This window comes from gamma proteobacterium SS-5, from assembly GCA_009497875.2.
Lineage (GTDB): Bacteria > Pseudomonadota > Gammaproteobacteria > Chromatiales > Chromatiaceae > Magnetovirga > Magnetovirga frankeli.
Map to the genome: position 1 here is coordinate 3,179,610 of CP032508.2, position 26,545 is coordinate 3,206,154.

Below are 26,545 nucleotides of genomic sequence, written 5' to 3' on the forward strand. Positions count from 1 at the left end.
CATGTCCGAACCCACTGTGCGCTACCTGAAGAATAATTTCGATGAAGCCGCGATTCTCGCCTGCTTGGCTGATCTGGCCTTTTCTCCCGGGTTCCAGATCGACACTGAGAATCAATCGATCATTGCCGCCCTTCGGCGAAGTTCAGAGGAGTTTCGTTTCGCCAGCGTCGATGAGATGGGTGCACGATTAGCCGAGTACAACGGTGACCAGATCGATGGGCTGGTCAGCAATGTTAAAGGTATCGCCTTCGAAATGGAGTTTGTCGAGTTGGAAAACGGCGATGGTGACAGCATTTACGCCAGCCTTTACCCAGAGACCAACCACCCCGGCTACGATGTTCAAATGTTCGACGAGGCCAGTGGCTTGCAGTGGCCTCTACAACTCAAAGCAACCGACGACCTGAGCTATGTGAACGACTGGATCGAGACACACCCTGATGGAGAGATTATCGTTACCGATGAGCTGGCAGACAAGCTGGGACTGGAGACCACTGGCATCGAGAACGGTGAACTGACTGCCCGTGTCGAGGAGGTTGTCGACCAGATCATAAATCATGCAGATCAGGCCTCTCTTTGGGACTACTTTCCGGCCCTCAGTCTTGCCTCGGTGTCCTTGGTTGTGTGGGAGTTGTGGCAACGCTACCAGCGAGACGAGATCAGCTTGAACCGTTTCAAGATTTTGGCCGGCATGGCTACAGGCTTGAAGTTGACCAAGCTGGCTGTGCTTATTGCCGTTCTAGCCATCCCTGTCGCCGGCCAGGCTCTCGGTGCATTTCTGATCGCACAACTCCTCTACAACACGGCCGACTGGGCTTCACAGGAGCAGCCACTTCCAGGCCTCAGGCCCGAAGCCTCCACCAGTTGACGTCGAGAAACTTGTGATGTCCAAAGGCACTATCAACAAGATTATTCTCATCGGAAACCTGGGCGCTGATCCCGAGGTACGCTCAATGCCCAGCAGCAACTATATGGCCAAGCTGCGCGTGGCAACAACGGAGACCTGGAAAGGACGTAAAACCGGCATTACCATGGGGAACTTTTCTACTGTATGCACGTTTCTCATCAATCACCAGAAGGATTTTGCCGATGAGTCAGACCAAAAGAGAACAGATCAACGCGAAAATCGACGAGCACCATCTGCTGATGGAAGAAATCATAGGCGGAATGGACATCATGCTCACCCGGATGGATCAGCGATTGACGCGGATTGAAGAAGTTCTCGGCATGTCCGATCAGAAAGAGGCCCACAGCCTTACCGCCGCCATGGAAGATATGCGAACTCAATTACACAATTTAAAAAATGCAATGGACCAAGGATTCGAACTGGCATTTAGACAGATAAACAAAGGGTCGGCTAATCAATGAGGGGACTGCGCTCGCTTCATGCGCGATACGTTACGGGTTCGTCAGCAGCCCTATTTGGCTTTAATGACGCATACAAACGTTACTCAGTATCTCAACGTCAATCCCTCATTGATCTCACCATTGTTGCTACCAGCATTCAACTGCATGCGACCAACCCTGACGACGTTGACCCCTTGATTCGCATGGCCATTCAAGAAACCAATCCCAATTTCTCCCCAAGCCTCTTCTACGATTTTAGCCCTGAGGAAATGACAGGAATCTTGAATGCCGCCAAGGGAAAATACTTCGAATATCTGGTCACAAACAAGCTCAATGCTGGGGAACAAGTGGGCGACTTGCAACTACCCGAAGGCTATCGCGCCATCATGGCAGAGAACGCCAATCAACCTGGTTGGGATCTGCAAATTGTCGATGCTCAAGGACAGGTTTCCGAGTATCTGCAATTAAAGGCCAGCAACAGCCTAAGCTATATCAAGGACACCCTGGACCGTTATCCAGATATTCAGATCATCTCCACAGCCGAACTTGCTGATAGCGCAAATGGCCTGGTTCTCGATTCCGAAATCACTGAGGCGATATTGAGAGAAAGGGTATCTGAGGCTATCGGCATCATGGATAACTCCATGCTCGACTCGGCGGTTGATGCGTTCAATCCCCTGATACCTCTGGCCTTCATTTTAATTACCGAGGGCTACCAACTCGCCATTGGCAAATCGAGCGTGACTTCTGCTCTCCGGAGTAGTCGATACCGGATGGAAAGAAGCATCGGCTCTGGGCTCGCCGGGGCCCTGGTCTTTGCGGCAGGTGGTGGCCTGTTATCGATCCCGAGCGTATTCATTGCTGGTGGACTTTACGATCAATACAGAGAAATGGTGATGTCTGAAACAAGCGTCGATGAGGCAGTTTCAAAAATGACTCGATACAGAATCTATCAACAACAACGCATCATGGAGCTATAAAAAATGGGTTGGCTTTCACGTCTTGTAGGCGCAGCTGTGACCGCTGCAGCTGCCGTTATTGATGTAACCGTAAAAACTGCGGCCGAGATCCACTCTGCCGCAACCAAGGCATGGCATGACTACCAGGAGCAGAAGCGCCTCATGGAATTGCCCGACGCTGAACTTACCAAAGAGCGCGCAAGAAATCGACTACGTGAAGTCAATAACGAACTGCTGCACCTCTTTGACAAAGATAGACGGGCACGTGGACTCACCCCAGCAGAGAAACATCGTGCTGAAGACCTAGCCTATCAAAGAGATGAGCTCATCCAAGAGATAAACGGCTCAGATGAACTTCGGGCCTCTCGCGAGATACACGAAAACCCCTCTGCCTTCGAAAAACTGATCATTGATGACGACCACTCCCATATTCTCCAAGGACAAGTCGGCATTTCCGTATTCGGAAAAAAATGCCCTTCTTGCGGAAGAGATATGATGATCCAATGGCCGAGGGGTCGCGATACGGTAAGCGTCAGAAACTTCTTTTGGGGTTGCTCGGGATGGTATCAACCGGGTTACAACACCGCTCATGCCTGCCGTAAAACCGTACCCTTAAGCCAACACGAACTCAGCCTATTTGCCAGAACGGATGCCCCTGAGGCTCAAGTCAGCAATCGAGAGCTCAGTGAATTGATTCAACTGCCTGGGCCGCGTGACATCGTTACTGAACGCATGGACGATTTAATGGCGACACACAGAAATCAGCACAAAGCGGCAGAAGACTATCGCTGCCCGGATCATGGCGAAGAACTGGTGCTCAAAAAGAAGAAGGAGGCTTCGGGACTGCTTGATTGTCAGGTCCCGCTTGATCGATTACCACCTAGAAGCTTTCCATTGATACTGGATCGGGTTACGCTTAGGGGCATGATTGATGAGATTGAACGGGAGTGCAAGGCATGAGTTATACCATCCATCCACAGGCTAGAACCACCCCCTGGTGCTCGCGGCTTCGCTGACCCCAGGTTCTTTGCTTGTGCTCGTGGGCGTCGATGCAATAGAGGCGCATCTTGCGAACGACCACCCTACCATCACGGCCTTGTTCCACTCCTCCCATTAGCCTGCTTCTGCCCCGGCCCAACCCGCAAAGTCGGCGGTGACGTATTCTCCTTGATTTCGTGCGTTGCCCTCACCGCCTTGATGCTGATCGGTGATTTCTTGGCCTGTCGCTTCTTGCCATAGTACTGCTGCGTCCGTGTGACCCGATGCCCGAGCGCCTTGGCGATCTCTGTTTTCGACCAACCGGCCTGCTTGAGCCCGGCACTGATGGCATGCCGGTAGACATAGGGCGAGACCGTATCCGGTATTTGCCGCAGTGCACTCCGGGTCGCCGGCTTGCCCCTGGCCTTGGCGCGCTTTCGGGCCTGAGCCTGGCGATCCTGCAGTTTGTCCAGTTGTTCGAATCCGCACCTTTGACCCAACTCGCGTACCCAGTCGTTGAGGTACTTCGCCGGCGCATAGCCCCAGACCGTTCCATCATAGCGATCAACCGCCTTGCCGAGTTCCTCCGCCCAGGGGGTGTCGATAGCCACCACGAGCTGGCGTACCTCCTGTCCGCTCTTGTGGCTGACCTTGCTGCCCTTGATGGTGAGCAGGAGGTCGCCCTTCGGAGTGCGTTGTACTTTGACCCCCTTTTCGAGCTCATCCGGGCGACAGCCCGTCAGTGACAGCACGGCGATCGCATAGCGCAGGTGTTCGGCGGCGTACACATCCCGGTTGATCAGGATCGGCAGTTTGTTCCATATGCGGTGCATCCAGTCATCCGGCAGATAGCTCAGAACCTGGGCCTTGGTCTGGCTTTTAGGCCGATCCTTTTTCGGTGGCGCCAGGTCCGACCAGGTAGGTTTACCGGAGAGTGTGTACAGATGGGACTGGTCGGGATCGGCCGGGAAATCTTCCAGCAGGTCACAGCAGTGTTCGATGATTTCCAGATGCTGGTCCCAGTCGGGTGTGCCGGGGGTGAGTTGCTTCAGTTCTACCAGGTGCTGATAAAGCAACGGGGGCATCTGGCTATTGATCGCGGCCCGGTAAAAGTAGAAGCTGTTTTTTGATAAGGCCGCGATTGCCTGCAGTTGCATCCGTTGGCGTATCACCCGTTCGGCCGCCTTTTCGTACTGTTCTATCGTTTTCGGTGAACAGACTCGGGGTCGAAGTGCATCTTTGTCAGCGGAGGCTCCGCCGAACCCGGCGCGCTGCTGGATCTGTTTCAGCTGTGCTTGGGCACGCCGGATCAGCGCTTTATCGTGCTCAGGTAGATTTTTCGTTACCGTCATTTTTTTCGTTTCCTCTCGTTTTTTCGATTTCAAAAGCGGTCTCGCCGCCACATTAATCCTACCAAATCAAAGTGTTAGACAGTGGATAGGATTAATGTGCGGCCTTGGTCAGCCTGTCGAAATCGAAACGCGCTGCGCGTGCGCACGCGTGTTTTCGGAAACGAAACGCAGGAGAGCGGTAACGGAACGGCAGTCGCTGACGAGGGATTGCCGACCCCGGGCGTGGTCTTGCCGTGGCGAGGCCGAACCGGCGCCAAGGTGTGGTAGGCAGGGCGCGCGACGGGATGCCGCTTACCCTGTTTGGACTGGCCTTCTCCCGGCCGTTGGCCGCTAGCGCCGGTTCGCCTTCCCTATTCGGATCGGAATCAGCCCCTCGTCGATGCACGGAGGGCCAGTTGAATCGGCTTTTCTCGATCAAAATACCAGGACTTTTGACCAACTTTTGGGTCAATTTGGCCATCGCCCATATTTATGCCAGGATAAGTTTTTTTAAATATTATCCGGGAGTTATCTATGAGCGGACCCACGAAAGCGGAGCTTGAGGCACGCCTCAGGCATTATGAAGCACAGCAACAACGCAAACGTGAGCAATCCAAGGCGCGCCGGGAAAAACGCAAGAAAGGGGGCGAACAGGAGTTGCGCCTCTATGTGCCGAAGGACAAATTGGCGGCCTGTCGGACAGCGGTGGAGCAGGTAGTCCAGGGTACGGGCTATCCCTCCGTGGTCGAGCCGGCCGGGACCGAGGCCATCCCTTTGGTCGACCTGATCCGGCAAATGGGCATGATGATGGTCGAAGTTGCTCTTCGCATCGAGGCTGAAGGCTCCAGGGAGGAAAAAGAGAAACTGGGCTGCCCCGTGTGGCGAGCCTGGCATCCCCTGCGCCGATCCCTGGGCTTTCTGGGTATCCAGGAAAAGGCGTGTAAACCCTCGGTGTCTGACGGTAAGGGCGCGTCAAACAGTGCGGAGCAAAAAAGTGATCCGCCCCAGGAACCGGGCGAGGCCCCCGAGCCGACTCCACCGGCTGAACCGGTCCAATGAACCACGACGCGACGGATCGGCATGGGCACACGTGTTCTCGTCAAGGCGGCGCGGAATCGTCGGCAACCCTGGCCGTGGCGCCGTCCATGGCCTGCGTTTGCCCTCCATTACTCCTCCAATAATACTCCATTACTCCTCCATTACCCGGGCGAGGTCATGTTGACTCCTTGGTGATGCCACGCCCGGGGATGCGTGGACGGGAAAAACCATGGACAGTGCCGTGGACAGCCTGATGGACAAGCCCGATTGTGGGACAGGATGGGTGCGGGCTTGACCACAGGCTGACCACCGCCTGCCCACCGCTTTACCCATCCGGGTGTTTGGGATCGGGCAGTCGGGCTGCCCTGGTTTCAATAATAAGAGGGTTTACACCCGTCATTGGAAGAGCCCATCACTCGGTAGCGGAGTCCTTCTGCCCCGACGCGCCCCTCTCTCCTCTCCGCGGCACATAGTCGCGCTATTTGGCCGGCGTATACACCGGCTCCGTTCTTTGCCTTACTGGCCGTCGAACAGACTGGCTTGTATCACCTTGGGGGGGTGGCTTGCGATTCGACTTGGAGGACCTCGATCCCTTTCTGCCCTGTGACTGGGAGGTGGGTGGCTGAGTGTCTGTTGGAGTCTTGCTTGCCTTCGATGTGGCTGGGTGCGTCGATCCCGAAGCCGCTTCACCGGAAGGGGCCGACGAGGATTTTCGTGACAGGATTTCCCGGGCTGGTGGGGTTGTTGTCGTTTCGGGGCTGACGGCATTCTTCTGCTGATTCATCACCTTCAGCAACTGCCGGCACAGGGCGATCTGTTCGCCCACCTCGGCGCGGACCTTTTGGACTTCATCGCGTTGGCTGTCCCGCAGATGGGCCTGTTCCTCTCGCAGTCGGCCATTGTCCTCTTTAAGTTGGTTGACCTGCACCTGTTGGTCGGCGAGGCGTTGATCGGCCACCGCTTGCGCCGTCTCGACCAGGGCCCGAGCTTGGTCGGCGGCATGGCGCGCTTCGCGTTCGTTGGCGAGTTCCGATTCCAGTTCCTGGATGCGCTCTAAAGCCCGCTTCAACTCCTGATCACGGGCTTCCAGCCTGGCCGTTGCCTTGGCCGCCGCCAGTCGATCCGCCTCGGCGCTCTGCCTGACTTCGGCCAGCTGTTGCGTCAGGGTCTCATTGGCAGTGTGCAACCTGTCCCGCTCAGCCTGCACCAGAGCCAATTGCCTGTTTGCTTCAGCGAGGTCTTCCTGTGCGCCATCCCGTTCCGCTTGGATCGCCCGATTTTCGCTCACCAAGGCAGTCATCTCCGAGCGGCTCTCGGCCAGTTCGGCTTCTGCGCCAACACGGATCTGCTCGGCATGTTTACGCAGAAACTGCTGCAGTGGTTTGTGCAATTCAGCCGGTAGCAGAGCGTCCAAGGGGCTCTCGCCCTCCTGCTCGCGCAGGGTCGACAGGTAACCATGGATGGTGGTGATACTGCCGCGGCCGAGTTGGTCTCGGATCAGGCTGACGGTGGGGCGCGTTCCTTGCTGCTGCAAACGCACATAAACGGCTTTGACGTCTTCAAGGGTGATTCCGGGGCGGGGCATGATGATCCTCCAGTAATAAGTATTCGTTGTATTATGTGTTATATTCTACGTTATATTTTTAGTTAACTGATTATCACTATAGCCTGGCTATTTTGATTTTGCCAAAAAATAATAATCTAGACGGAGTTCTTTGGGTTTATATCATAATATCTCTGCACGATTATTATCTCGATTACGTAATGCGCTACCCAATCCACTGAGCAGCCAAGGACGCCAAGCGATCCGGGTTGATTACCCAGGATTTCAACTTTTCGATGGCGGTCCTGGCTGCTCGATGACGGCTTCTCGATAGCTTAGGGAATGCGCTCGTCCCGTTCGACCCGCATCATCAGAAAGGGGTCGCCGTCCTTGTCTAGCAGCGGTCTAATCTCGTGGATGATCAGTCGGCGTAGCTCTTCCCAGAGGGCTTGGTTGTAAGGGCGGCCGACATAGCCGATGCGTTGATCGTCACAATAGACAGCCAGTGCCCTCCGGTCGTAGGGATTGTCGGGTTCGGGGACGAAGCGGAAGGCGGCGGGATCACGACCACTGACATGGGCAATCTGGATGGGCGTGAGGTAGTGCTTGAGACCGACGATGGGGACATCGAGTTCATCGCGCTTCATGACTTGCCCTTCTTAGTCCGCTTGGCCTTCTTGGCTTCCATCTTCTGCAACGTCTCGTTCCAATGGGAGGCGTTCGCTGGCGGTCCGCTATCCGGTGCCTCTGGCTTCGGTTGCTCAAGCAGATCGCATTCCGGGTCATGGGGTACCAGCATGCCGATCTCTTTACATCGGTCGATTGTGATATCGGGATCCAGACCCAATCGCACGCGCAGCCAGTCGTCATCGTCGAGGATGCGATTGTGGCAACAGACCGCCAGATTGAGGAGCATGAAGAACTGGCCCTTGGCGCTATCGGGCATTCGCGTAAAGATTGAGCAGTTGACGATCTCGGGCCTGACGCGGAGTCGGCCCTTGTGAAAATCCTTGGCGTGAATAAAGCAGCCCAAGTTGGGGACACTCAAGTAGGAACGGGACATGCGGTGGTCTCCTCGACGGGTAAACAGGTTGCCTGACCATCAGGCGAGGCCGATGCTGCCGCGCGGGCGTGCCTGCGGCAAGGCCCTGGGGAGATTTTTTTCCTGGAATTCCGGCATGTTATGTCCGGCGGGTCGTTACGTAATGGATTACATAAGGGGTTACGTAACAAGACGGCGATGATCGTTACGTTACGAGCCAGGTCCAGGCTAGGGCACTGGGGGGATCAGGCGGGGAGGTTCAGGAGGAGTTGCCGGTAGACAGGGCGCGGCATGAAGTGCGCACAGGGCGTCGGTTGATCGTCTGGGGTGGCATGGGCATTCGGGCAGGTACAAGCGCCGTGCCGGTAACGGTCGCAGTTGCGGCAGACGCGCAGGGGTTGGTTGCAGTGCGCGCAGCGAGATGGGAGGGTTATGGCGAGGTCGTCGGATTCGTGACCGCAGTGGCCACAACGCACCAGGACCGGTTCCAGGTACCTTGCTTCCCATTCTTGATGGGCTCCGGGTTCGGTGGGTGCCAGTTCGATGCTGCGCCGGTCTTTGAGCTTGGCCACGACCCGGTACATCGGGCTGTCGCTCTGGCCCCTGATCCGGACGTACTGGCTGAGGTGGATGTCTGGGTACCGCACGGGGACCTCGAGTGGACCGTTATGAATAGCGTACATTATTCATGATGGGTCAGGGTCAATCCAGTGGACCAATGGAGGAAGGGTTTTCGGCCGACATCGACCGCTGATAAGCGGGCGTGCGTAGCCGGCTACCAGATCAGGTCGTCCGGTACCTTGAAGTCGGCGTAGGGATCATCCGGCTGATCCGCTGGCGCTGCGGCCTCAACAAGCAGGATGATGCGGGCGGGGTCCCGCTGGCGAATCTTTTCGGCGACGGCCTTGGGGATCAGTTCGTAGCGCCCATCCAGGGTGGCGATCGCGAGCTGTCCCCGACCAAGTTGTCCGCGCTGGGCTTCGGTGACGTAAAGCTGCTTGACCCGGCTATCATCGGTGAAGTGGTAGGGGCTGTCGCCATCTTCGCGGTCCAGCCGGCTGGTCAGGATCATCTGGCGGACTTCTGCGGCCAGCGCCTTCTGTTGGGCGGCTTCCTGTCGCTGGCGATTCAGCTCCTTGTCCCGCGCTACCTGCTCGGCCTTGGCGCGCGCGCTGGCTTCACGGGTGGTGTTGACCGGCGGCTGGTGCTTGCCCTGTTTCTTGGCCCGATGCTGTTCCTTCTGGGCTTGCTTGACCTTCTTCTCATCAACCAGGCCGGCCTTGAGGAATTGGTCTTGAAAGGCATTACCCATGGTCTAGTGCGCCGTGCCGGATAGCATCCGCCTATTCTTCCTCTTCGAGGGCTTGCGCATGACTGAGGAGTTCATCGGCCAGTACCGAGGCTGTCGTCACCGTACCAAGGGTCTCGGTATGCGCAGGCAGGCGTTCTTCTTCGATGGTAACCGTGCCATCGGGGGCATCGGTGAGGGTGAGGACGATCTTCATGCGGTCAGGCCGCCCGGTAGGTGGCGTGACCCAGGCTGACAATCTGGCCACGGCTTTTGAGATAGGCCAGGGTCTGGGCCAGGTTCTTGGGGGTGATGCCCTGCTCGTCGAGATGCGCCTTGATGGCCTTGGTCGACAGTTCGCCCTGGGCCTGCAGGATCCCGAGGATAACGGCGGAGATGCCATCACGCCGCATTCCCTTGGCGGATCGGGAACGGGTCGATCCGGTCAGTGCGCTCAGCTCGGCCTCGACGGCGGCACGCGCTTTTTGGTGCTCCCGCTCCAGTGCACGGACGCGAGCGCGGTGGTCCTTGTCCATCTGTTTGAGATGGTTCTTGAGGGACTGGACCTGTTCCCGTTTCGCCTCGCGCTCGGCTTCAGCTTCTTCCTGTCGGCGCTTCTCGGCCAGTTCAAACAATTCGTCGGCGCTGAGGTTTTGTAGCGTATCGCCCATTAATGTCTCCCAAAAACTAACAGATAAGTCGTATGAATAGAAACGCGATGATAAGGGTCTGGCGGTGTTAGCGCAATCCATTGTTAGTGACCTGCTTCAATGATCACGACACGGATCACCATTGGCGTGCCAATCGCGAACTTTAGCCGCTTACTCATCATAGAAGCAACGCAACAAGATTCACATAGCCCGAGGATTATATATAGTCATCCTTTGTTAGGATAATATAAAAAATATAATAAAGTGTGGCGAGATACAGATAGCTCTGCTATACATTAGTATGAGATTATAACAATCTCCCCACATTAATAACAATAACAATGTGCGCCGGACTGATTTTGATGAGTCGCCGGTCGTGCAGATGGAGGTCAACCCATGAAACCCGAAAACCCTGAGGCTGGGGCCGATCCCACTGGATCGCCCCGGCCCGAGCATCCTGCGCGCCTGCAATTAGTGCCACGGTTTATTCGACTGCGGGATGCGCCGGCTTATCTCGGCATGGACCGCAACCGCTTCAATCGAGAGGTGCGCCCGTTCATCGTTGAGATTCGCCTGGGAAAACAGGCTATTGCATTTGATCGACTTGACTTGGACCAGGTGGCCGAGGAGTATAAGGCCCGCAACGGGCGTCCCGGTCAACCGAAAGGAGAACCATTATGGGACGCAAGAAAACACCCGGCCTCGTCAAGAGGCAAGGAATCTGGCACATCGACAAACACATCGGTGGGCGGCGAGTTTGCCAGAGCACTGGAACGGATCAACTGGAAGAAGCCGAACGTTTCCTCGCCCGATTGACCGAGGAGGATCGCCAGGCTTCGGTGTATGGGGTACGGCCGAAACGGACCTTCGAGCAGGCGGCGGCGAAGTTCGTGCTGGAGAACCAGCACAAGCGTAGCCTGATCAGTGACATCAGTCGTCTGAAGCTGCTGATGCCCTGGATTGGCCATATGGCCCTGGATCAGCTCCATCGGGGCAGTCTGGAACCCTGGGTGATGCAGCGACGCCAGGAGGGCGCTGCGGCGGCCACGATCAACCACGGCTTGAAGGTGGTGCGGCGTATCCTGAATCTGGCGGCTTCGGAGTGGGTCGACGAGTACGGGATGACCTGGTTGTTGGCGGCACCCAAGATCAAGCTGCTGCCGGAAACCGATAGGCGTCCACCCTACCCGCTGACCTGGGAGGAGCAGACCCGGCTATTCAAGGAACTGCCGGGGCATCTGGAGAAGATGGCGCTGTTCGCCGTGAATACCGGCTGTCGTGATCAGGAGATCTGCAACCTGCGCTGGGACTGGGAGGTAGCGGTTCCGGAGCTGGGCACCCGAGTGTTCTTGATTCCGGGGACGCAGGTGAAGAACGGTGATGACCGGCTGGTGGTGCTGAACCGCATCGCGCTGTCGGTGGTGGAGTCACTGCGCGGGAGTCATCCCACGCACGTATTCACCTACCGGGGAAAGCCGGTGTTTCGGATGCTGAACTCGGCCTGGTTGAGGGCCCGGCAGAAAGCAGGGCTCCCGCAGGTGCGGGTCCACGATCTGAAACATACCTTTGGTCGTCGTCTTCGGGCAGCTGGGGTGAGTTTCGAGGATCGGCAGGATTTGCTGGGACATAGATCCGGCAGGATCACGACCCATTACTCGGCAGCCGAGCTGACGAAACTGTTAGATGCCGCGAATTCGGTCTGTGATCGAGAAGGAAACCAACCTCAGTTGGTGGTGTTACGGCGCAGGTATGCTGCCTAGAGGTCCCGCAAAATTCCCGCAAGGGGTTTTCTGGAAGCCAGAAAAATCTTCGTAACCTGTTGATTTATATGGTGCCCAGGGGCGGAATCGAACCACCGACACGAGGATTTTCAATCCACTGCTCTACCGACTGAGCTACCTAGGCGAAAACAAGCGGGAACTTTATCCCTGATAAGCCTGGGAGTCAAGCCTGGGGCACGGCCTGTTGGCCCAAAGCGGTAGTATCCCCTTCCTCCAATTCTAAAATGTGCAGCACCACCACCAACGTCATTCGCGACGCCCAGGTGCCGGTGCTGCTGTTGCGCTGATGCAGGACATCGGCCACTTCAGAGCCAAATTGCTCGCCGCCCGCGCCGCCCTGCGCCGCTGCGAGGACGGCAGCTATGGCGACTGCCTGGACTGCGAGGAACCCATAGACCCGCGCCGCCTGGGGCTGGACCCGGCCATTGCCCTGTGCATAGGCTGCGCGGAAAAGCGAAGTTACAAGCACAGGCGCTGAGAGATAATCTCCGGCAGCGGCGGGGCGAGGAGGGGGCGACTTTCGGCTTGACGGGCTGGCTGGGCATGGGCCAGGGCTAAGCTCTGGGGATGATGGCTGGAAACTGGGGCTGTATCTGCTCAGCCCCTCTTCCTTTTTTCAGTGGAACTGATAACCGGAGCTATTGCCTGATCCGCTGTTGCGCCCCTGGCCGCTGGTTGATTTCCCGCCGCCCAGGGGTTTGCCGCTGGCCATGGTTTGCGCCATCTTGGCGATGGCCTTGACGTAAACCCCGGCCTTGTTCCATTCCTTGAGTACCCCGTAGTTGTGGCTGCCCGGTTGCCAGCTGCCGCCGCGCTTCCAGCCGTATCCCTTGAGGTAATTGGCAGTAGAGGCGAGCACGTCGGCCGGGCTGTTGATCAGGTCGCGGCGGCCATTACCGTCGAAATCGACGGCGTACTTGTAATAGGCCTCGGCCATGAACTGGGTTTGGCCGATCTCGCCGGCCCAGGCCCCGCGCATCTGGCTGGGCCTCATGTCGCCGCGCTGGACGATGCGCAGGGCGCTGAGCAGATTGCGGCGAAAGAAGTCCGAACGGCGGCAGTCATAGGCGAGGGTGGCCAGCGAGGTGAAGATCGGCAGCATCTCGCCCTTGAAGGAGCCGTAATGGGTCTCCATGCCCCAGATGGAGACAGGGACTTCGATCGGTACGCCAAAGCGTTTCTCAATGCGCTCGGCCAGGGATTTGTTGGAGGCAATCCAGTTTCTACCCTGCTTTATCATGGCGTTGGAGACCCGGCGCTTGTAGAAGGCCTCAAACGACAGCTTCATGGAATGCTGGTTGCGATCCCGCTGGATCACCAGGGCGCTGTAGCTTACGCCCCCTAGGGCAGAATTCAGGGTTTTCTGGCTGATCCCCTCGGCCTGGGCCGATTGCTTGAAGCGCTTGAGCCAGGCGGAAAATCCGCCAGGGCCATTGCCGCAATCGGCCGCCAGGCTGGGGGCGACCGGGATGAATAGGCTGAGGATCAGGGCGGCAATTGCCAGGTATTTGTTTTCCATTGTAAATATCCAGTGAGATCGTGATCAGGGAGAAGCTGCATGGCAAATTCTACCCGCAAATTCCCATCGATTCCCGGTCAGATCCGGACCAGGTCCGAAGGCGGGTGCCTGGTTTATAATCCCAAGCGCCCGCCCCTCCCCATCACCCGAGCGGTTGCATGAGATCGAACCCAGCCGAATCCAGCATGAATAAGCCACAGCCTCCCCCCTTTGTCGTCGTCATCCCGGTTGCAGACCGGCCAGGTCATCTGCACAGCTGCCTTGCCAGCCTGCAGCAGCAGTTGCGCCACTATCCCTATGCCGATAATGACCGCATCTCGGTGCTGATTGCCGATGACTCCCTGCATAGCGCCAGCCTCGCCGCCCATGCCGAACTGGCGGCGCGCTTCAATGCCCAGGGACTGAGGATAGAGTATTTCGGCCAGACGCAGCAGTACCAGTTGCTGCAGGGCCTGGAGCGGAGCGGCCTGCAGGGCATCCTTGGCGACCTGCGGCCGGATCGGCTGGGCCACAAGGGGGCCTCGATCATGCGCAATCTCTGTTACCTGCACCTGGCCCGGCGCGTGCGCCAGCAGCCCGATCTGCTGATCTGGTTCATCGACAGCGACCAGGAGTTTCGCGTCATCGGCCCGGCCCAGAACGGCCAGGGGCAGGAGCAGGAGCAGTTTCTGGATTATTTCAACGCCCTGGCGCAGTTGTTCCAGGAGCCGTCGATTCAGGTGGTCACCGGCAAGGTAGTGGGTGACCCCCCGGTCTCCCCGGCGGTGATGGCGGCCAATTTCATTGCAGATGCCGGTGCCTTCCTGGGCCAGATGGGCCAGTTGGCGGCGGATGCCCCGTGCAGCTTCCATGGCCAGCCAGGGGCCGATACGGACGATGCCGCCTACCACGACATGGCCGAACTGTTTGGCTTTAGCCGCCCACAGGAGCCCTTTCGTTATCCATGCCCCCTGTCCGGCGCACACAGCCATGCCGACTGCCTGCGCCAGTTCACCCAGCGCCTCAACCGCTTTTTTGATGGCGAACACCCCACTCGCAGGAGCTATTACCGACCCCAGTCAGTGGCCGACAGCCTGACCGCCGCGCGTACCGTCTATACCGGTAATTACCTGTTGCGTGGCCAGGCGCTGAGGTTTTTCATCCCCTTCGCCCCGCTCAGGCTGCGCATGGCAGGCCCGCTGCTGGGGCGGTTGATCCGCGCCGAACTGGGGCCGGGCTTTGTTTCGGTCAATCTGCCGCTGCTGCATCGGCGCACCCTGGAGGGGCTGGGCCGCTCGGAGTTTCGCCCCGGCGTGGCCCGCCAGCATAGCGCGGTGGACCTCAGCGGTGAATTCGAGCGTCAGTTCTACGGCGATGTCCTGCTGTTTGCCATGGAGAAATTGCTGCAGCAGGGGTTCTTGGGACAGGGGCCGGGCCCGGTGCCGATTCGCCCCTGCCTGGATCAAACGACCGCTGCATTGCTCCAGCGCTATCAAGGGATGCAGCAAAACAGCCTACGCCGCCTGCAACGGCTCAGCCAACTGCAGGCCGAACCCCAGGCCTGGTGGCAAGGCAGGCAGGGGCTAGCCCAGGCACGGCAAGAGATCGACCGCTTCATTGCCAACTGCAAGGCCAATTTCGGCGAGCAGGCACCAGGATATACCAGGATCAAGCAAGTGGCCGCGCGCGAGGGAAGGCTGACGCAGATAGAACAGGCCATAGCCAACCATGCCGGGGATCGCGCCGCCTGGAACAAGACGCTAATGGATGGAACGGCTTGAGCTATTTTAAAAAGGGCATTTAGCCACAGAGCACACAGACAAAAACCAACCTGATTACCCATAAACCTCAGCCATCTTCAGGAGCTGGTACGGCATCGGTGGCGTTCGTGCAGCGGCCCAGCCCAGCCGGGGCAGGAGCGTCTCCAGAGCAAAGCGTCGGTTGAAGCGGTAGCAGTATTCAGCCAGATAGCGTGGCAGGTGCTTATGCTGCATGGCATGGTAAACACCCGTGACGGCATTCTTGACGTTGCCGATCATCGTGTTGACCCAGGTGAATTCCTCATGCTTTACGCTATCGGGACCGCCGCCGGTGACAATCGGGATGTGCTGACAATCCGCGGCCGTGACGGCGCGAAAGCAGGCCAGACCATCGCTGTAGACGGTGCTGCCGGGTGCCAACTGGTTGCGAGACCACTTCAGGATCTCGGCAGAGCGGAATCCCTTGACTACCTGTCGAGTCCCGGCGGTTCGCTACACCTCGCAGAGGACTTGCACCCCCAATCTCTCGCCAGCTTGTCCCGGCGCACCGGGTGTCCTTTTACGCCTGCCAGTAGTTGTTGAATACCAACACCGTTAAGCCATAGTTACAGGGGGTTGCAAGCCCAGTCGCTGCGCCCCCTTGGCAAAGTGCGCATCAAAAGTTGCCAGCCCGGCGCACAAACCAGACTGCGCCAAATGCAAAGCATCCGAAAAATCAAGACCGCTCCGATACCATGCCACTGCCTGCTCAACCGCGGCAGCACGGTCCACTACCAGGCTTTCGACGGCCAGCAGGTCATCGAACACAGCGGCCACCTCATCACATGGCATCTCGTAAACTCCACGTAGCACCCACTCCAGTTCCTCAACCACCGTTACCGGGATGAACAGCGCTTGCCCTGAAGACAACAGGGCTTGCGCACGTTGCTGCTGCGCCTGGGTGGCATCGTCCGCATCCTCCTCATCGACAATAGCGCGTGCCAAGATGTTGGTGTCCAGCGCAATCATCAATCGCCCGTCTTCGCCATGGCCTGTGCTATAGCTAAACCCTGCATTTCCTCGATGGAAACCGGTTTGCCGGTGTGTTTTACCCGACCCCACAATACCGAAGCCGGCTTTTTAATCGTGTTGGCCACAGGCTGAATCATGATCCCGCAACCATCAGGTGACAATTCAACCAACACGCGCGAGCCCGGCGCGAGGGCTACCTGCCTACAGATCTCAGCCGGCAAAACAACTTGTCGCTTCGCCGAAAGCGTCATCATCGTCATCGCGCATCTCCATTCAAAGACATTCGTCATCAGTATAGGGGCTGGCAGCCACCCGTTCAACACGGTTCAACACTTAACAGACGCCGGATTCAAGCTGCAAGTGCGCACCGCCCGCCGGCCTTCAGCGGTCAACAGCCGGCTTAAAAAGCCCTGTAGCCCGGATGCAGGCGCAAGCCGGGATCCGGGGTGGTGCCGCGCAGGGCCCTCAGAGGCGGAAATAGTGTTGCGACTTGTCGCTGAGCATAGCCATGATCGCCTCCTCGTCCGCCTCGGAGAGAATCCGGTGAATCTCACGGGCGATGGCGGCAAAGCGTGCTACCAACTCGGGGTCGAAGTGGCTGCCGGCATCCTCCTGAATGATCTGCATTGCCTGCTCGAAGGGGAAAGGCTCCTTGTAGGGTCGGCGTGAGGTCAGGGCGTCGAACACATCGACAATGGCGAATACCCGTGCGGTAAGCGGAATCTCCTCGCCCTTGAGGCCGCGGGGATAACCGCTGCCGTTGAATTTCTCATGGTGGCAGAGCACCACGTCCTCAGCCGCCGCGAGCCAGGAGGAGCGGTTGATGATATCCAGACCCAGGTTGACATGCTGCTGCATCACGCGAAATTCGTCCTCGGTGAGGCGGCCGGGCTTGAGCAGGATGTTATCGCTGATGCCGATCTTGCCCACGTCGTGGAGAAAGGCGCCGACGATCAGCCGGCGCAGTTCCTCGCCGGACATGGCCACCGCCTCGCCCAAGGCGATGGCATAGAGGGTGACCCGGTAGTTGTGGATGTTGGTATCCGAATCTCGCTTGGCGATGGCGCTGCCCAGCACCTCCAGCAGCTCCAGGTTGGCGCGCAGAATCTTGCGCGAGTTCTCGATCAGCTCGCGATTGAGCGACAGGATCACCGGATAGAGCACCAGAGTGGTAACCAGGATCACCCCCATGGCGATGAGCACCGAGGAGAGCACATCCTGCTGGATTTGCGCCACGGTCTCGGCATCGGCAACAAACACTCCCTCGAAATAGCCCTGCAGCTCGCCGACCTGATCCCGCAGGGGCAGTAGCACCATGAGAACGAACTCATCCAGCACCCAGTGTTTCTCGTAGCGGATTTCCTCACCCAGGGGGAAGGCATGGGCCTGGGCGGACAGGGCGTGCTCCAGTTCCTCACGTCCCTGCCCCACCAGCTCGACGATCTTCTGCTTGTGGCGATCGTAAATCTCCACCACGGCAAAGCGCCCGCGCCCCAACTCTTCGGCGATGGCCTTGATCTGCGCCGCCGATACCTCACCCTGGTTGTAACCGCGCAATTGCTCCACCGACAACTGCTGTTCCGCCGCCACCGCCAGGGCCAGCACCTTCTCGTCCACCCGCTCGGTCTCGAAGTAATAGACCAGCCCTGCGGTGAGGCTGGACAGCCCCAGCCAGGTCCAGAACAGACGAATCACCAGGGTTTTGCGGATGTTGATCATGGATGCGCGCCAGTACAGGGAACAGACACTGAATTATAGCGCCTGATGGGTCACACAATCGGGCCAAGTATCATGGGGCCACACCACAACAGAAAACCTGATTACCCACAAATCTCAGCCAATCGTATAGGGCGGCCCGTGGCCGCCGCTCAGCCACCAGGAGCCAGCTTCATTGCTGTGGCTTGGCGGCGGGCGCGGCCCGCCCTATGCCGCTGCCTGAAGACAGAGGACGGAAGACAGAATTTTGCGTCGCTGCGCGACAGGTTAATTATCGGGAGCATTACCCGCATGTCCCACCTCGATCAGCAAGCGGCTGGAACCGCGGGCAAGCCCGATCCCATTGGGCCTACCCTATTGCTGTGATACAAAATGACCAGCTTGAGCTGGAACAAATGGGTAATACTCCAGCCCCATTCCTTTCGGCGTCCTCTGCGTCCCATCGCATCGTCCCGTTCCCAAGTAGTAGCCTGGAAACGAGTGATGGCGAATCAGGCCAGCAGCCAGGCGTCAAAGGCGGCCAAGTGGTTTTCCGAGCCCGCCAGCAGGCGCTCAAATACGCCGATCAATGCCGTGCTTTCCAGCCCATTCACCAGGGAGCCTTGCAGGTCAGCGATATCGGCCTGTTCAATCGCCTGACCTACTGCCAGCGCGGCATCTGTCGAGACACTGCCCTCGGCCAGCATCTGGTTGTACAGCAGTTGCAGGTCGGCATTGACGAACTCGCCCTCGCCCAAGGCATTCAGGCCGGTCAGGTCCAGATCGGCGCGCTCGGCCTGACGAATCAAGGCATCGTAATGCCGGTCTTCCGCTTGGGCGATGCGGCCAAAGATCGCCAGGCCGGTCTGCTCGTAGAAAACCTGATAGAGGTCGCCGGCCAGTTTTTCTTCCTCAATCATGAACAGCAGGGAGTCGGTCTCGGCCGGGCTCAGACTGAGCGGCTGCGCCGCCTGCCCCTGACCACGACCGGGCCCACCAAAGGCATTGCCGAATGCCTTGACGTCCTGATTTTCTGCTATCTGATTCTCTGCACTGTTCGCCATTGAACCGCCGAAGGATTTGCCAAATTGATTTTTCATGTCATTGCTCTCTTTAAGTTAGATGATGAGGCGCAGATGGCGCCGATTCATACCGATATCTGATTACTTCTCATAGGACGGCCCGTGGCCACCGTGCCCTCTGCGTGAAGGCCCGGCTTTGCCAAGCGACCTGCCCTACCATTACAGGACCACGGGCCGCCCTACCCGGATTGGCTGAGGTTTGCAGGCAATCTGCAACTCAGTAGCTGGAAGGCACTGCGCTGGACCAGCCGCCGGACTGATCCCGGCTACGCTGCGCCCCCTGGCCGCCCAGGCTGGGATCGCGGGTCTGGCTGCGGCTTTGCTGGCCCTGACCAGCGCCTTGGCCGGAACCCTGGCCCTGGCGTTTCATCTGCCCTTGGCCCTGGCCATTGCCACCGCCGTAACCGCCACCCTTGCCCGCGGCCTCGGCGGTACCCAGCAAGGCCAGACTGGTGCCCAGGACCAGTGCCGCCATCAGATTTGTTTGGTGCATGATATCTATCTCCAAAATGGGTTGGTTGAATGCTAATTACCGCCCCCGTCCACGGCCCCGGCCGCCACCCATGCCGCGCTGGCCCATCGAACCCTGGCCTGAGCGCATTCGCTGCCGCGCCTCGTAGCCACTGCCATAGGGCATGCGACCGCGTCTCTGCCCCTGCCCGCTACTGCCCGCGCCAGCGTCTAGTTGGGGCAGTTGCACGCCGCCACCTGTGCCCTTGCCGCCATCGCCCCTGCCAGGGTTGGCCGATTCGGCCTGGTTATTGACCTGGGGCCAATCCAGCTCGGGAACGAAATGCAGGTTCAGAGGCTCTGCAGCCCGGCCTGATCCCGCCAGCCCTATCAAAGATAGGCCCAGCAGACCGATCAGAACCCGACGGGGGGATGACATCCTGGGGTTACCTGTGTAGTGAGTCGGTGAGTGCATTCTGTGACCTGACCGTATCCCCTTGATGTCGCGGACGCAACAGTGGGTTTCTGTGTGTTTCTGAATGTTTCCGCCGTTCCGGCGCGGCCGGTAGAGGGGTAAACTGGGGTGATGAATGTTGATCATAGCCCGCATATCCCCCCGCATATCCTGGTCGTCGATGACGACCCCGGACTCTGTCAGCTGCTGGCGGAATATCTCAGCGGCAACGGCTTCAAGGTCACTGCCGTGGCCGAGGGCAATGCCATGCGGCAGGCCCTGCGGCAACGGCCCGATGCTCTGGTGCTGGACCTGATGCTGCCCGGCGAGGACGGCCTGAGCCTGGCCCGCTGGGTACGCGGCAGCGCGGAGCTGGCCGAGCTGCCGATCCTCATGCTCTCCGCCCGTGGTGAAGAGATCGACCGCATCATCGGCCTGGAGGTGGGTGCCGATGACTACCTGGCCAAGCCCTTCAACCCGCGTGAACTGCTCGCCCGCCTGCGCGCCCTGCTGCGCCGCTCTCGTCCGGCATCCCCTGAGACCACCGACAGCGCCAGTCAGCCAGGTTTTGGCCCCTTCCTGCTCGATCTCCAGGCCCATCGCCTGCTGCGGGATGGGCTGGAGATCGCCCTGACCAGCGCCGAGTTCGACCTGTTGCGCCTGTTTGTCGAGCGGCCTAACCGGGTGCTGTCGCGGGATGCCCTTATCGACGCCCTCAAGGGCTTCGAGCGCAATCCCTATGACCGCAGCATCGATATCCGCGTCACCCGCCTGCGCCGCAAGATCGAACCCGATCCGGCGACACCGACCTACATCCGCACCATCCGTGGCGAGGGCTATCTGTTCAACCCCCGTGGCGACAGCCTGTGAGCCGCCGCCAGCGAGCACCCAGCCTGGCGCGGCAGAATGCCTGGTCGCTGGCGCTGGCCTTCATCCTGTTTGAGCTGATTGCGGCGGCGGCCATGATCGCCCTGGTCATGGCCCCCATGGCCCGGCGCGCCAGCGAGGACCTGGCCGGGCTGATGCTGCTCGCGGCGCAGACCTACAGCGAGCTGCCACCTGAGACGCGGCTGGATTTTCAGATCGAACTGGCCGCCACCCACCAGCTGCGCCTGCGTTCACGCCTGCCCGAGATCCATGAGAGCGGCTGGCACGGCATCTATATCCAAGCCCTAACCAAGGCCCTGGCGGAGAAGACCGGCGCGCCGCGCCCGCTGATCCAGAGCCTGGAACAGGGCGAGGCCTGGTTCTGGACCGCCCTGCCCTCCGGCGAGGCCAGCCTGGTGGTGGGCTTTCCCGCCAGCCGTGTCGGCACCCATCCGCTGCAGATGCTGGTCTTCAGCCTGGTCAACGGCCTGCTGCTGGCGGGGCTAATCGCCTTGTTGCTGGCGCGGCGCATCACCCGGCCCCTGGCACGGCTGGAGCAGGCGCTGAATCGGGTCGGCCAGGGTGAAACGCCGGAACTGCTGGCAGAATCCGGACCGCGCGAGCTGGCCACCCTGGCGCGCCACTTCAATCAGATGGCGCGCCAGGTACAGGAGCTGCTCAGCGCCCGCACCACCCTGCTGGCCGGCATCTCCCACGATCTGCGCACCCCGCTGGCGCGCCTGCGCCTGGCCCTGGCCCTGCTGGCGCAGCGGCCACAGGCGCAGCTGATCGAGCGCATGGAGCAGGATGTGGAGGCGATGGATCGGCTGATTGCCGATGTGCTCGACCTGGCCCGAGGCCTGGCCAGCGAGGAGGCGCAGACGCTGGAGCTCTGCGCCCTGCTGCGGGAAATCAGCGCCCAATACGCGCCGCAGCGCTTGCAACTGGACTGCCCGCAGCAGGTGATGGATATTGGCCTCAATCTTAGGCCCCAGGCCCTGCGCCGGGTGCTGAGCAATCTGATCGACAACGCCCTGCGCTATGCCGCCGAAGGGCCGGTGCAACTGGTCCTGGAGCAGACGCAGGGCCAGGTGCGCATCGGCGTGCTGGATCAGGGCCCCGGCATCCCCGAGGACCAGCTGCAGGCAGTGTTTCGCCCCTTTCACCGGGTGGAGGCCTCGCGCAGCCCGGATACCGGCGGCTCTGGCCTGGGCCTGGCCATAGTCCAGCAACTGGCCCTGGCCAACGGCTGGCGCATCGCGCTGCACAACCGCCCCGGCGGCGGCCTGGCCGTCTGGCTGGAGTTACTCTGAACCTGACGATCATGGGGCGAGACGGCCACCCCGGAAAAAGAAAGTCCTCTCGACTCGGGCTCCAGGCTTCGTCCTACCTCCTCCATCCCTGGAGTCGTCGACTCGGGCTCCAGGCTTCGTCCTACCTCCTCCATCCCTGGAGTCGTCGACTCGGGCTCCAGGCTTCGTCCTACCTCCTCCATCCCTGGAGTCGTCGACTCGGGCTCCAGGCTTCGTCCTACCTCCTCCGCCCCCCTACCCAGTGACCTTCCTCCGGACAGGGGCAAAAAGCCAATATCCAGGGGCTCCAGCGGCATTTTCTCCGCAAGGGCGAGGGACTCAACCCCCTTTGCAAAGGGGGAAGCCAACTGCCGCCCCGAGGGCAAGGGCTGTGCTGTTTTATTCTTCTCTGTGTCCCATCGGCTAAAGACCCGAGGGATCAGTCAAGGAATTCACCAATCCGTCATCATCGCTTGCTAGCCTCTGCGGCCCGATTCAGGCCCAAAGAGGAGAGCCAGGCGTGTCTAACTTCACCTTACAGATACTGCATCATGCTGATTTTGAAGGCAATACCAATGCCATTGAGGATGCGCCACGGCTCGCGGCCCTGATGGATTACTTCGATGACACTCAGGCCAATACCCTGAAGCTGTCCGGAGGTGACAACTGGATCCCCTCACCCTGGTACAACGCCCAGACCAGCGACCTGAACAGCGCCCTGCAGCAGGCCTATGAGGCGCATTTTGGCCTGCCCACCGGTTCCCTGACCGGGCTTGAGGTCAACCCCGGCAGCCTGGATCAGGCGATTCTCAACCTGCTCGGCATCCAGGCCTCCGCCCTGGGCAACCATGACTTCGACGCCGGCCCGAATGACCTGGCGGCCATTATCGGCTTTAGCGCCGATGCCGGTGCAGACGGCCAGCTGGCCCTGTCCGAGGTGAGCAATGTCGGCTCGCTGTTCCCCTATCTGTCCAGCAACCTGGACTTTTCCGCCCATGCCGAACTCAGTGACCTCTATACCGCGACCCTGCAGGACCTCAGCCAGTTCGGCCTGAACAGCGATCTGCTGGCACCCTATGCCACCGTCCAGGTGGGTGGCGAGACCATCGGCCTGATCGGCGCCACCACGCAACGGCTGCAATCCATCTCCAGCCCCGGTGCTGTCAGCGTCATCGGCGCCAGTGATGACGACATGGCCCTGCTGGCCAGCCAGATTCAGGTCCGGGTGGACGAACTCAGCGCCCAGGGCGTGAACAAGATCATCCTTATGAGCCACCTGCAGGAATACAGCAACGAGCAGGACCTGGCCGGGCGTCTGACTGGGGTGGACATCATCCTCAGCGCCGGCTCCGACGCCATCTTTGCCGATAGCACGGACAGCCTGAAGCCCGGTCACCAGGCCAGCGAGGCCTATCCGCTGCTGCTCAGTGGCGCCGATGGCGCGCCGGTGCTGCAGATCAACACCGATGGCCAGTATCACTACCTGGGCCGCCTGCTGGTGGAGTTCGATGCGCAGGGCCGGGTGATCCCCTCCTCCATCGACCCGGCGCAGTCCGGCGCCTATGCCACCACCGATGCCGTGGTCAGCAGCCTCTACGGCAGCGCCGACCCCTATGCCGAGGGCAGCATGGCCAGCCGGGTGATGCTGTTGACCGATGCAGTGGACGAGGTCATAGGTGAAAAGCTGGCCAATGTCGCCGGTTATAGCAACGTCTTTCTGGATGGTCAGCGCGGCACGGTGCGCAATCAGGAGAGCAACCTGGGCAACCTGACGGCGGATGCCAACCTATATGCCGCCGAGCAATTCCTGCAGGCCAATCCCACGGCCCTGAACCATGCCGATGCCCCGCTGGTATCGCTGAAGAATGGCGGTGGCATCCGCGCCGAGATCGGCCTGGCCTATGGCGTGAGCGGGCCTGAGGCACCGGTTGATGCCGAGATAACCCAGCTGGCCATAGAGACCAGCCTGGCGTTCAACAACGGCCTGGTGCTCTACAGCACCACGGTGGCTGGGCTGAGAAACCTGCTGGAGCACGGCATTGCCAATGCCGGTGAAACCAGCGGCCGCTTCCCCCAGGTCAGCGGTCTGTCGTTTAGCTACGATGCCAGCCAGGCCGAGGGCAGCAAGATCCAGAGCCTGGCCATCACCGACGCTCAGGGCCAGATCGAGCAACTGCTGTTTGCTGAGGGGGATTTTGTCCTGCCCGCCGAGTCCCCGATCAACCTGGTCACCCTCAACTTCCTCGCCGATGGCGATGGCGATGGCTACCCCTTTGCCGCCAATCAGCAGGGCGATCTGGTGCCGCTGTATGACCCCGAGGCCGATGCCGGCTTCAGTACCCCCGGTTACGAACAACAGGCCTTCTACGATTACCTGCAGATCTTCCACGCCACGGCGGCCAGCGCCTACAACCAGGTCGAGACCTCGATGCAGCAGGATAGCCGTATCCAGTCCCTGGCCAGCCGCAGCGATGGCCTGGATGCCGCCACGCCGGAGCTGAGCCTGCTCGGCCGCTACGAAACCGGGCTGTTTGATCAGTCCGCCGCCGAGATCACCGCCTATGACGCCGACAGCGGCTATCTGCTGACGGTGAATGCCCTGGCCGCCCAGGTGGACCTGCTCTCCCTGCAACAGCTGGCGGCCGATGCCGGTGCCGCGCAGATCAAGATCGGCAGCGTCGATCTGAGCAGCTACGGCGCCGGGGTGAACAGTGTTGCCGTGCACAACGGCCTGGCCGCCGTGGCCGTAGAGGCGCAAGAGAAGACCGACAATGGCTCAGTGGTGCTGTTCCGCCTGGCCGACATCGGCAGCGACGGCAGCCTGAATAGCGCCAACATCAAGCAACTCAGTGTCGGTGCCCTGCCGGATATGCTGACCTTCAGTGCCGATGGCAGCCAGCTGCTGGTGGCCAACGAGGGTGAGCCCAATGACGACTACAGCATCGACCCCCTGGGCTCGGTCAGCGTGATTGATATGTCCGTCGGTTTTGACAACCTGAGCCAGGCGCAGGTAACCACCCTGGACTTCAGCGCCTTTAACGACCAGCAGGACGCCCTGCAGGCAGAGGGTGTGCGCATCTTTGGCCGTGACGCCACAGTGGCCAGCGACCTGGAGCCGGAGTACATCGCCCTGTCCGCCGATGGCAGCGAGGCCATTGTCGGCCTGCAGGAAAACAACGCCATCGCCCGCATCGATTTGAGCGGCACGCCGCGTATCCTGGATATCATCCCCCTGGGGCTGAAGGACCACAGCCTGCCCGGCAATGAGCTGGACAGCTCGGATAAGGATCAGGGCATAGACATCGCCAACGCGCCGGTGTTTGGCATGTATCAGCCCGATGCCGTGGTCGGCTTTAGCGTCGCTGGTACGGATTATTACCTGTTTGCCAACGAGGGTGATTCCCGCGACTACGATGGTTTCTCGGAAGAGGCGCGGGTGAAGGACCTGACCCTGGATCCAACCCGCTTTGCCGATGCCGCCAGCCTGCAGGCCGATGACCAGCTCGGCCGCCTGCAGGTGAGCACCGAGGGCGGTGCCGATAGCGATGGCGATGGCGATATCGACCAGCTGCTGGCCTATGGTGGCCGCTCCATCTCCATCCGCAGCGCCGATGGCCAGCTGGTTTGGGACAGCGGTTCCCTGATCGAACAGGCGGTGGCGCAGTACTTGCCCGAGTACTTCAACGCCAGCAACGATGACAACGAACTGGACAGCCGCAGCGACAACAAGGGCCCCGAGCCGGAGGGCCTGGCGGTGGGGCAGATCGGTGATCAGCTGTTTGCCTTTGTCGGCCTGGAGCGGGTCTCCGGCGTGATGACCTTCAACATCAGCGACCCGGCCAACCCCTATCTGGTGGGCTACAGCAACCACCGTGACTTCAGCGCCGATGTGGAAACCGCCGCCGCCGGTGATCTGGGGCCAGAGGGACTGACCTTCATCGACGCCCTGGACAGCCCCAGCGGACAGCCGCTGCTGGTGGTGGCCAATGAGGTCAGCGGCAGCATCAGCCTGTATCAGATCAGCGCCCCCAGCAATCAGGCCCGCTTTGACGCAGCCAGCGGCCAGCTGATCCTGCCGGAACTGAGCCTGAACTCGGCACTGGCTGACAGCTATCAGGCCCGCTTCAATCTGGTCAACTCCAGCCAGACCATCCAGCTACAGCTGGACCTGACCAGCCTGAGCGCGGTGGAGAACAACCCCCTGCTGGCCAACGCCGTGTTCAGCAATGGCCGCCTGGATATACCGCAGGTGGAGATACTGGGCCAGCACTACGCCGTTGAGCTGCAACTGATCGGCGATAACTACCTGTTTGAGCTGAGCAGCTTCAGCCTGCTGTAAGACCTGACACCCAGGTAAAGAAAGGGACGCAGAGCACGCAGAGTAAAAATCCACACCCTCAGCAGGCCAACTGTAGCTTGGATGAAGCGCAGCGGCATCCAGGGTTGGCGCTGCAACCTCTGCGCCTCTTTTCAGTCTTTGGC

Annotated in this window: 27 protein-coding genes and 1 tRNA gene; 12 read left to right on the forward strand and 16 right to left on the reverse strand. The window is 59.8% G+C overall.

Annotated features, from left to right (window positions below; genetic code table 11):
• Window position 1: 1 nt before the first annotated feature.
• Genes D5125_02835 through D5125_02850 form a run of 5 tightly spaced genes read left to right on the forward strand, consistent with a single transcriptional unit; the run spans window position 2 to window position 3,263 of the window.
• Window positions 2-865 carry a hypothetical protein gene (locus D5125_02835; protein QFY88500.1) on the forward strand — a complete coding sequence of 288 codons (864 nt, stop codon included), beginning with the start codon at window positions 2-4 and terminating at the stop codon, window positions 863-865.
• A gap of 16 nt (window positions 866-881) precedes the next feature.
• Window positions 882-1,211 carry a single-stranded DNA-binding protein gene (locus D5125_02840; protein QFY88501.1) on the forward strand — a complete coding sequence of 110 codons (330 nt, stop codon included), beginning with the start codon at window positions 882-884 and terminating at the stop codon, window positions 1,209-1,211.
• Window positions 1,212-1,224: 13 nt separating this feature from the next.
• Window positions 1,225-1,365, forward strand: coding sequence for a hypothetical protein (locus D5125_17295; protein QPB72196.1), 141 nt, complete (start codon window positions 1,225-1,227; stop codon window positions 1,363-1,365).
• Entirely contained in the window at window positions 1,362-2,324 is a 963-nt protein-coding gene (locus tag D5125_02845) for a hypothetical protein (GenBank protein ID QFY88502.1), read from the forward strand. The genes D5125_17295 and D5125_02845 overlap by 4 nt, the downstream gene beginning before the upstream one ends.
• A 3-nt stretch (window positions 2,325-2,327) precedes the next feature.
• Window positions 2,328-3,263: a hypothetical protein gene (locus D5125_02850; GenBank protein QFY88503.1), complete on the forward strand. Its 936-nt coding sequence runs from the start codon at window positions 2,328-2,330 to the stop codon at window positions 3,261-3,263.
• 128 nt (window positions 3,264-3,391) lie between these two features.
• On the opposite strand, the gene D5125_02855 is transcribed toward D5125_02850, so the two are convergent.
• A complete protein-coding gene (locus tag D5125_02855) occupies window positions 3,392-4,666 on the reverse strand; it encodes a hypothetical protein (GenBank protein QFY88504.2) in 1,275 nt (424 codons plus the stop codon).
• A gap of 480 nt (window positions 4,667-5,146) precedes the next feature.
• Here D5125_02855 and D5125_02860 point away from each other — a divergent pair, with 480 nt between their 5' ends.
• The gene (locus D5125_02860; GenBank protein QFY88505.1) at window positions 5,147-5,671 is read left to right on the forward strand and encodes a hypothetical protein; all 525 of its coding nucleotides are present in this window, start codon (window positions 5,147-5,149) and stop codon (window positions 5,669-5,671) included.
• 457 nt (window positions 5,672-6,128) lie between these two features.
• Here the strand turns inward: D5125_02860 and D5125_02865 are convergent, their stop codons facing one another.
• The 6 genes from D5125_02865 to D5125_02890 form a co-directional block, all read right to left on the reverse strand.
• Window positions 6,129-7,235 carry a hypothetical protein gene (locus tag D5125_02865; GenBank protein QFY88506.1) on the reverse strand — a complete coding sequence of 369 codons (1,107 nt, stop codon included), beginning with the start codon at window positions 7,233-7,235 and terminating at the stop codon, window positions 6,129-6,131.
• A 293-nt stretch (window positions 7,236-7,528) separates the two neighbouring features.
• Complete coding sequence (locus tag D5125_02870) at window positions 7,529-7,840, reverse strand: hypothetical protein (GenBank protein QFY88507.1); 312 nt, start codon at window positions 7,838-7,840, stop codon at window positions 7,529-7,531.
• Window positions 7,837-8,256 carry a hypothetical protein gene (locus tag D5125_02875; protein QFY88508.1) on the reverse strand — a complete coding sequence of 140 codons (420 nt, stop codon included), beginning with the start codon at window positions 8,254-8,256 and terminating at the stop codon, window positions 7,837-7,839. Before D5125_02875 ends, D5125_02870 begins: the two co-directional genes overlap by 4 nt.
• A 754-nt stretch (window positions 8,257-9,010) precedes the next feature.
• A complete protein-coding gene (locus D5125_02885; GenBank protein QFY88510.1) occupies window positions 9,011-9,547 on the reverse strand; it encodes a DUF2058 domain-containing protein in 537 nt (178 codons plus the stop codon).
• Between the two features lie 31 nt (window positions 9,548-9,578).
• Window positions 9,579-9,740, reverse strand: a complete 162-nt coding sequence (locus D5125_17300) for a hypothetical protein (protein QPB72197.1) — start codon at window positions 9,738-9,740, stop codon at window positions 9,579-9,581.
• Window positions 9,741-9,744: 4 nt separating this feature from the next.
• Window positions 9,745-10,194 carry a hypothetical protein gene (locus D5125_02890; protein QFY88511.1) on the reverse strand — a complete coding sequence of 150 codons (450 nt, stop codon included), beginning with the start codon at window positions 10,192-10,194 and terminating at the stop codon, window positions 9,745-9,747.
• A 656-nt stretch (window positions 10,195-10,850) separates the two neighbouring features.
• On the opposite strand from D5125_02890, the gene D5125_02900 reads away from it, so the two are divergent.
• A complete protein-coding gene (locus tag D5125_02900) occupies window positions 10,851-11,933 on the forward strand; it encodes a site-specific integrase (protein QFY88512.1) in 1,083 nt (360 codons plus the stop codon).
• Window positions 11,934-12,002: 69 nt separating this feature from the next.
• Here D5125_02900 and D5125_02905 read toward each other — a convergent pair.
• Window positions 12,003-12,078, reverse strand: a tRNA-Phe gene (locus D5125_02905).
• Between the two features lie 162 nt (window positions 12,079-12,240).
• Between D5125_02905 and D5125_02910 the strand changes: the two genes are divergently transcribed.
• Window positions 12,241-12,432 carry a TraR/DksA C4-type zinc finger protein gene (locus D5125_02910; GenBank protein QFY88513.1) on the forward strand — a complete coding sequence of 64 codons (192 nt, stop codon included), beginning with the start codon at window positions 12,241-12,243 and terminating at the stop codon, window positions 12,430-12,432.
• A 138-nt stretch (window positions 12,433-12,570) separates the two neighbouring features.
• On the opposite strand, the gene D5125_02915 is transcribed toward D5125_02910, so the two are convergent.
• Window positions 12,571-13,473, reverse strand: coding sequence for a lytic murein transglycosylase (locus tag D5125_02915; GenBank protein QFY88514.1), 903 nt, complete (start codon window positions 13,471-13,473; stop codon window positions 12,571-12,573).
• A 185-nt stretch (window positions 13,474-13,658) separates the two neighbouring features.
• Here D5125_02915 and D5125_02920 point away from each other — a divergent pair, with 185 nt between their 5' ends.
• A complete protein-coding gene (locus tag D5125_02920; GenBank protein QFY88515.1) occupies window positions 13,659-15,233 on the forward strand; it encodes a hypothetical protein in 1,575 nt (524 codons plus the stop codon).
• Between the two features lie 54 nt (window positions 15,234-15,287).
• On the opposite strand, the gene D5125_02925 is transcribed toward D5125_02920, so the two are convergent.
• The 7 genes from D5125_02925 to D5125_02955 all read right to left on the reverse strand — a co-directional run bounded on the left by D5125_02925 (window position 15,288) and on the right by D5125_02955 (window position 19,889).
• Window positions 15,288-15,656 carry an IS1595 family transposase gene (locus D5125_02925; protein QFY88516.1) on the reverse strand — a complete coding sequence of 123 codons (369 nt, stop codon included), beginning with the start codon at window positions 15,654-15,656 and terminating at the stop codon, window positions 15,288-15,290.
• Window positions 15,657-15,806: 150 nt separating this feature from the next.
• A complete protein-coding gene (locus D5125_02930) occupies window positions 15,807-16,223 on the reverse strand; it encodes a type II toxin-antitoxin system VapC family toxin (GenBank protein QFY88517.2) in 417 nt (138 codons plus the stop codon).
• Window positions 16,220-16,483, reverse strand: a complete 264-nt coding sequence (locus D5125_02935) for an AbrB/MazE/SpoVT family DNA-binding domain-containing protein (protein QFY88518.1) — start codon at window positions 16,481-16,483, stop codon at window positions 16,220-16,222. Before D5125_02935 ends, D5125_02930 begins: the two co-directional genes overlap by 4 nt.
• Window positions 16,484-16,688: 205 nt before the next feature.
• Entirely contained in the window at window positions 16,689-17,942 is a 1,254-nt protein-coding gene (locus D5125_02940) for an HD-GYP domain-containing protein (GenBank protein QFY88519.1), read from the reverse strand.
• Between the two features lie 488 nt (window positions 17,943-18,430).
• Window positions 18,431-19,018, reverse strand: a complete 588-nt coding sequence (locus D5125_02945; protein ID QFY88520.1) for a DUF2202 domain-containing protein — start codon at window positions 19,016-19,018, stop codon at window positions 18,431-18,433.
• Window positions 19,019-19,217: 199 nt separating this feature from the next.
• The gene (locus D5125_02950) at window positions 19,218-19,493 is read right to left on the reverse strand and encodes a hypothetical protein (protein QFY88521.1); all 276 of its coding nucleotides are present in this window, start codon (window positions 19,491-19,493) and stop codon (window positions 19,218-19,220) included.
• A 36-nt stretch (window positions 19,494-19,529) separates the two neighbouring features.
• Window positions 19,530-19,889, reverse strand: a complete 360-nt coding sequence (locus tag D5125_02955) for a hypothetical protein (GenBank protein ID QFY88522.1) — start codon at window positions 19,887-19,889, stop codon at window positions 19,530-19,532.
• A gap of 147 nt (window positions 19,890-20,036) precedes the next feature.
• Here D5125_02955 and D5125_02960 point away from each other — a divergent pair, with 147 nt between their 5' ends.
• The 3 genes from D5125_02960 to D5125_02970 all read left to right on the forward strand — a co-directional run bounded on the left by D5125_02960 (window position 20,037) and on the right by D5125_02970 (window position 26,402).
• Entirely contained in the window at window positions 20,037-20,774 is a 738-nt protein-coding gene (locus tag D5125_02960; protein QFY88523.1) for a response regulator, read from the forward strand.
• 92 nt (window positions 20,775-20,866) lie between these two features.
• Window positions 20,867-22,084, forward strand: a complete 1,218-nt coding sequence (locus D5125_02965; GenBank protein QFY91038.1) for a HAMP domain-containing protein — start codon at window positions 20,867-20,869, stop codon at window positions 22,082-22,084.
• A 499-nt stretch (window positions 22,085-22,583) separates the two neighbouring features.
• A complete protein-coding gene (locus D5125_02970; protein ID QFY88524.1) occupies window positions 22,584-26,402 on the forward strand; it encodes a choice-of-anchor I family protein in 3,819 nt (1,272 codons plus the stop codon).
• Window positions 26,403-26,545: the final 143 nt, after the last annotated feature.

Excerpts from the sequence above, each read along its gene's own strand:
- D5125_02835 (QFY88500.1), top strand. The coding sequence starts at position 2 with ATGTCCGAACCCACTGTGCGCTACCTGAAGAATAATTTCGATGAAGCC.
- D5125_02840 (QFY88501.1), top strand. The coding sequence starts at position 882 with ATGTCCAAAGGCACTATCAACAAGATTATTCTCATCGGAAACCTGGGC.
- D5125_17295 (QPB72196.1), top strand. The coding sequence starts at position 1,225 with ATGTCCGATCAGAAAGAGGCCCACAGCCTTACCGCCGCCATGGAAGAT.
- D5125_02845 (QFY88502.1), top strand. The coding sequence starts at position 1,362 with ATGAGGGGACTGCGCTCGCTTCATGCGCGATACGTTACGGGTTCGTCA.
- D5125_02850 (QFY88503.1), top strand. The coding sequence starts at position 2,328 with ATGGGTTGGCTTTCACGTCTTGTAGGCGCAGCTGTGACCGCTGCAGCT.
- D5125_02860 (QFY88505.1), top strand. The coding sequence starts at position 5,147 with ATGAGCGGACCCACGAAAGCGGAGCTTGAGGCACGCCTCAGGCATTAT.
- D5125_02865 (QFY88506.1), bottom strand. The coding sequence starts at position 7,235 with ATGCCCCGCCCCGGAATCACCCTTGAAGACGTCAAAGCCGTTTATGTG.
- D5125_02870 (QFY88507.1), bottom strand. The coding sequence starts at position 7,840 with ATGAAGCGCGATGAACTCGATGTCCCCATCGTCGGTCTCAAGCACTAC.
- D5125_02875 (QFY88508.1), bottom strand. The coding sequence starts at position 8,256 with ATGTCCCGTTCCTACTTGAGTGTCCCCAACTTGGGCTGCTTTATTCAC.
- D5125_02885 (QFY88510.1), bottom strand. The coding sequence starts at position 9,547 with ATGGGTAATGCCTTTCAAGACCAATTCCTCAAGGCCGGCCTGGTTGAT.
- D5125_17300 (QPB72197.1), bottom strand. The coding sequence starts at position 9,740 with ATGAAGATCGTCCTCACCCTCACCGATGCCCCCGATGGCACGGTTACC.
- D5125_02890 (QFY88511.1), bottom strand. The coding sequence starts at position 10,194 with ATGGGCGATACGCTACAAAACCTCAGCGCCGACGAATTGTTTGAACTG.
- D5125_02900 (QFY88512.1), top strand. The coding sequence starts at position 10,851 with ATGGGACGCAAGAAAACACCCGGCCTCGTCAAGAGGCAAGGAATCTGG.
- D5125_02910 (QFY88513.1), top strand. The coding sequence starts at position 12,241 with ATGCAGGACATCGGCCACTTCAGAGCCAAATTGCTCGCCGCCCGCGCC.
- D5125_02915 (QFY88514.1), bottom strand. The coding sequence starts at position 13,473 with ATGGAAAACAAATACCTGGCAATTGCCGCCCTGATCCTCAGCCTATTC.
- D5125_02920 (QFY88515.1), top strand. The coding sequence starts at position 13,659 with ATGAATAAGCCACAGCCTCCCCCCTTTGTCGTCGTCATCCCGGTTGCA.
- D5125_02935 (QFY88518.1), bottom strand. The coding sequence starts at position 16,483 with ATGACGATGATGACGCTTTCGGCGAAGCGACAAGTTGTTTTGCCGGCT.
- D5125_02940 (QFY88519.1), bottom strand. The coding sequence starts at position 17,942 with ATGATCAACATCCGCAAAACCCTGGTGATTCGTCTGTTCTGGACCTGG.
- D5125_02945 (QFY88520.1), bottom strand. The coding sequence starts at position 19,018 with ATGAAAAATCAATTTGGCAAATCCTTCGGCGGTTCAATGGCGAACAGT.
- D5125_02950 (QFY88521.1), bottom strand. The coding sequence starts at position 19,493 with ATGCACCAAACAAATCTGATGGCGGCACTGGTCCTGGGCACCAGTCTG.
- D5125_02955 (QFY88522.1), bottom strand. The coding sequence starts at position 19,889 with ATGTCATCCCCCCGTCGGGTTCTGATCGGTCTGCTGGGCCTATCTTTG.
- D5125_02960 (QFY88523.1), top strand. The coding sequence starts at position 20,037 with ATGAATGTTGATCATAGCCCGCATATCCCCCCGCATATCCTGGTCGTC.
- D5125_02965 (QFY91038.1), top strand. The coding sequence starts at position 20,867 with ATGATCGCCCTGGTCATGGCCCCCATGGCCCGGCGCGCCAGCGAGGAC.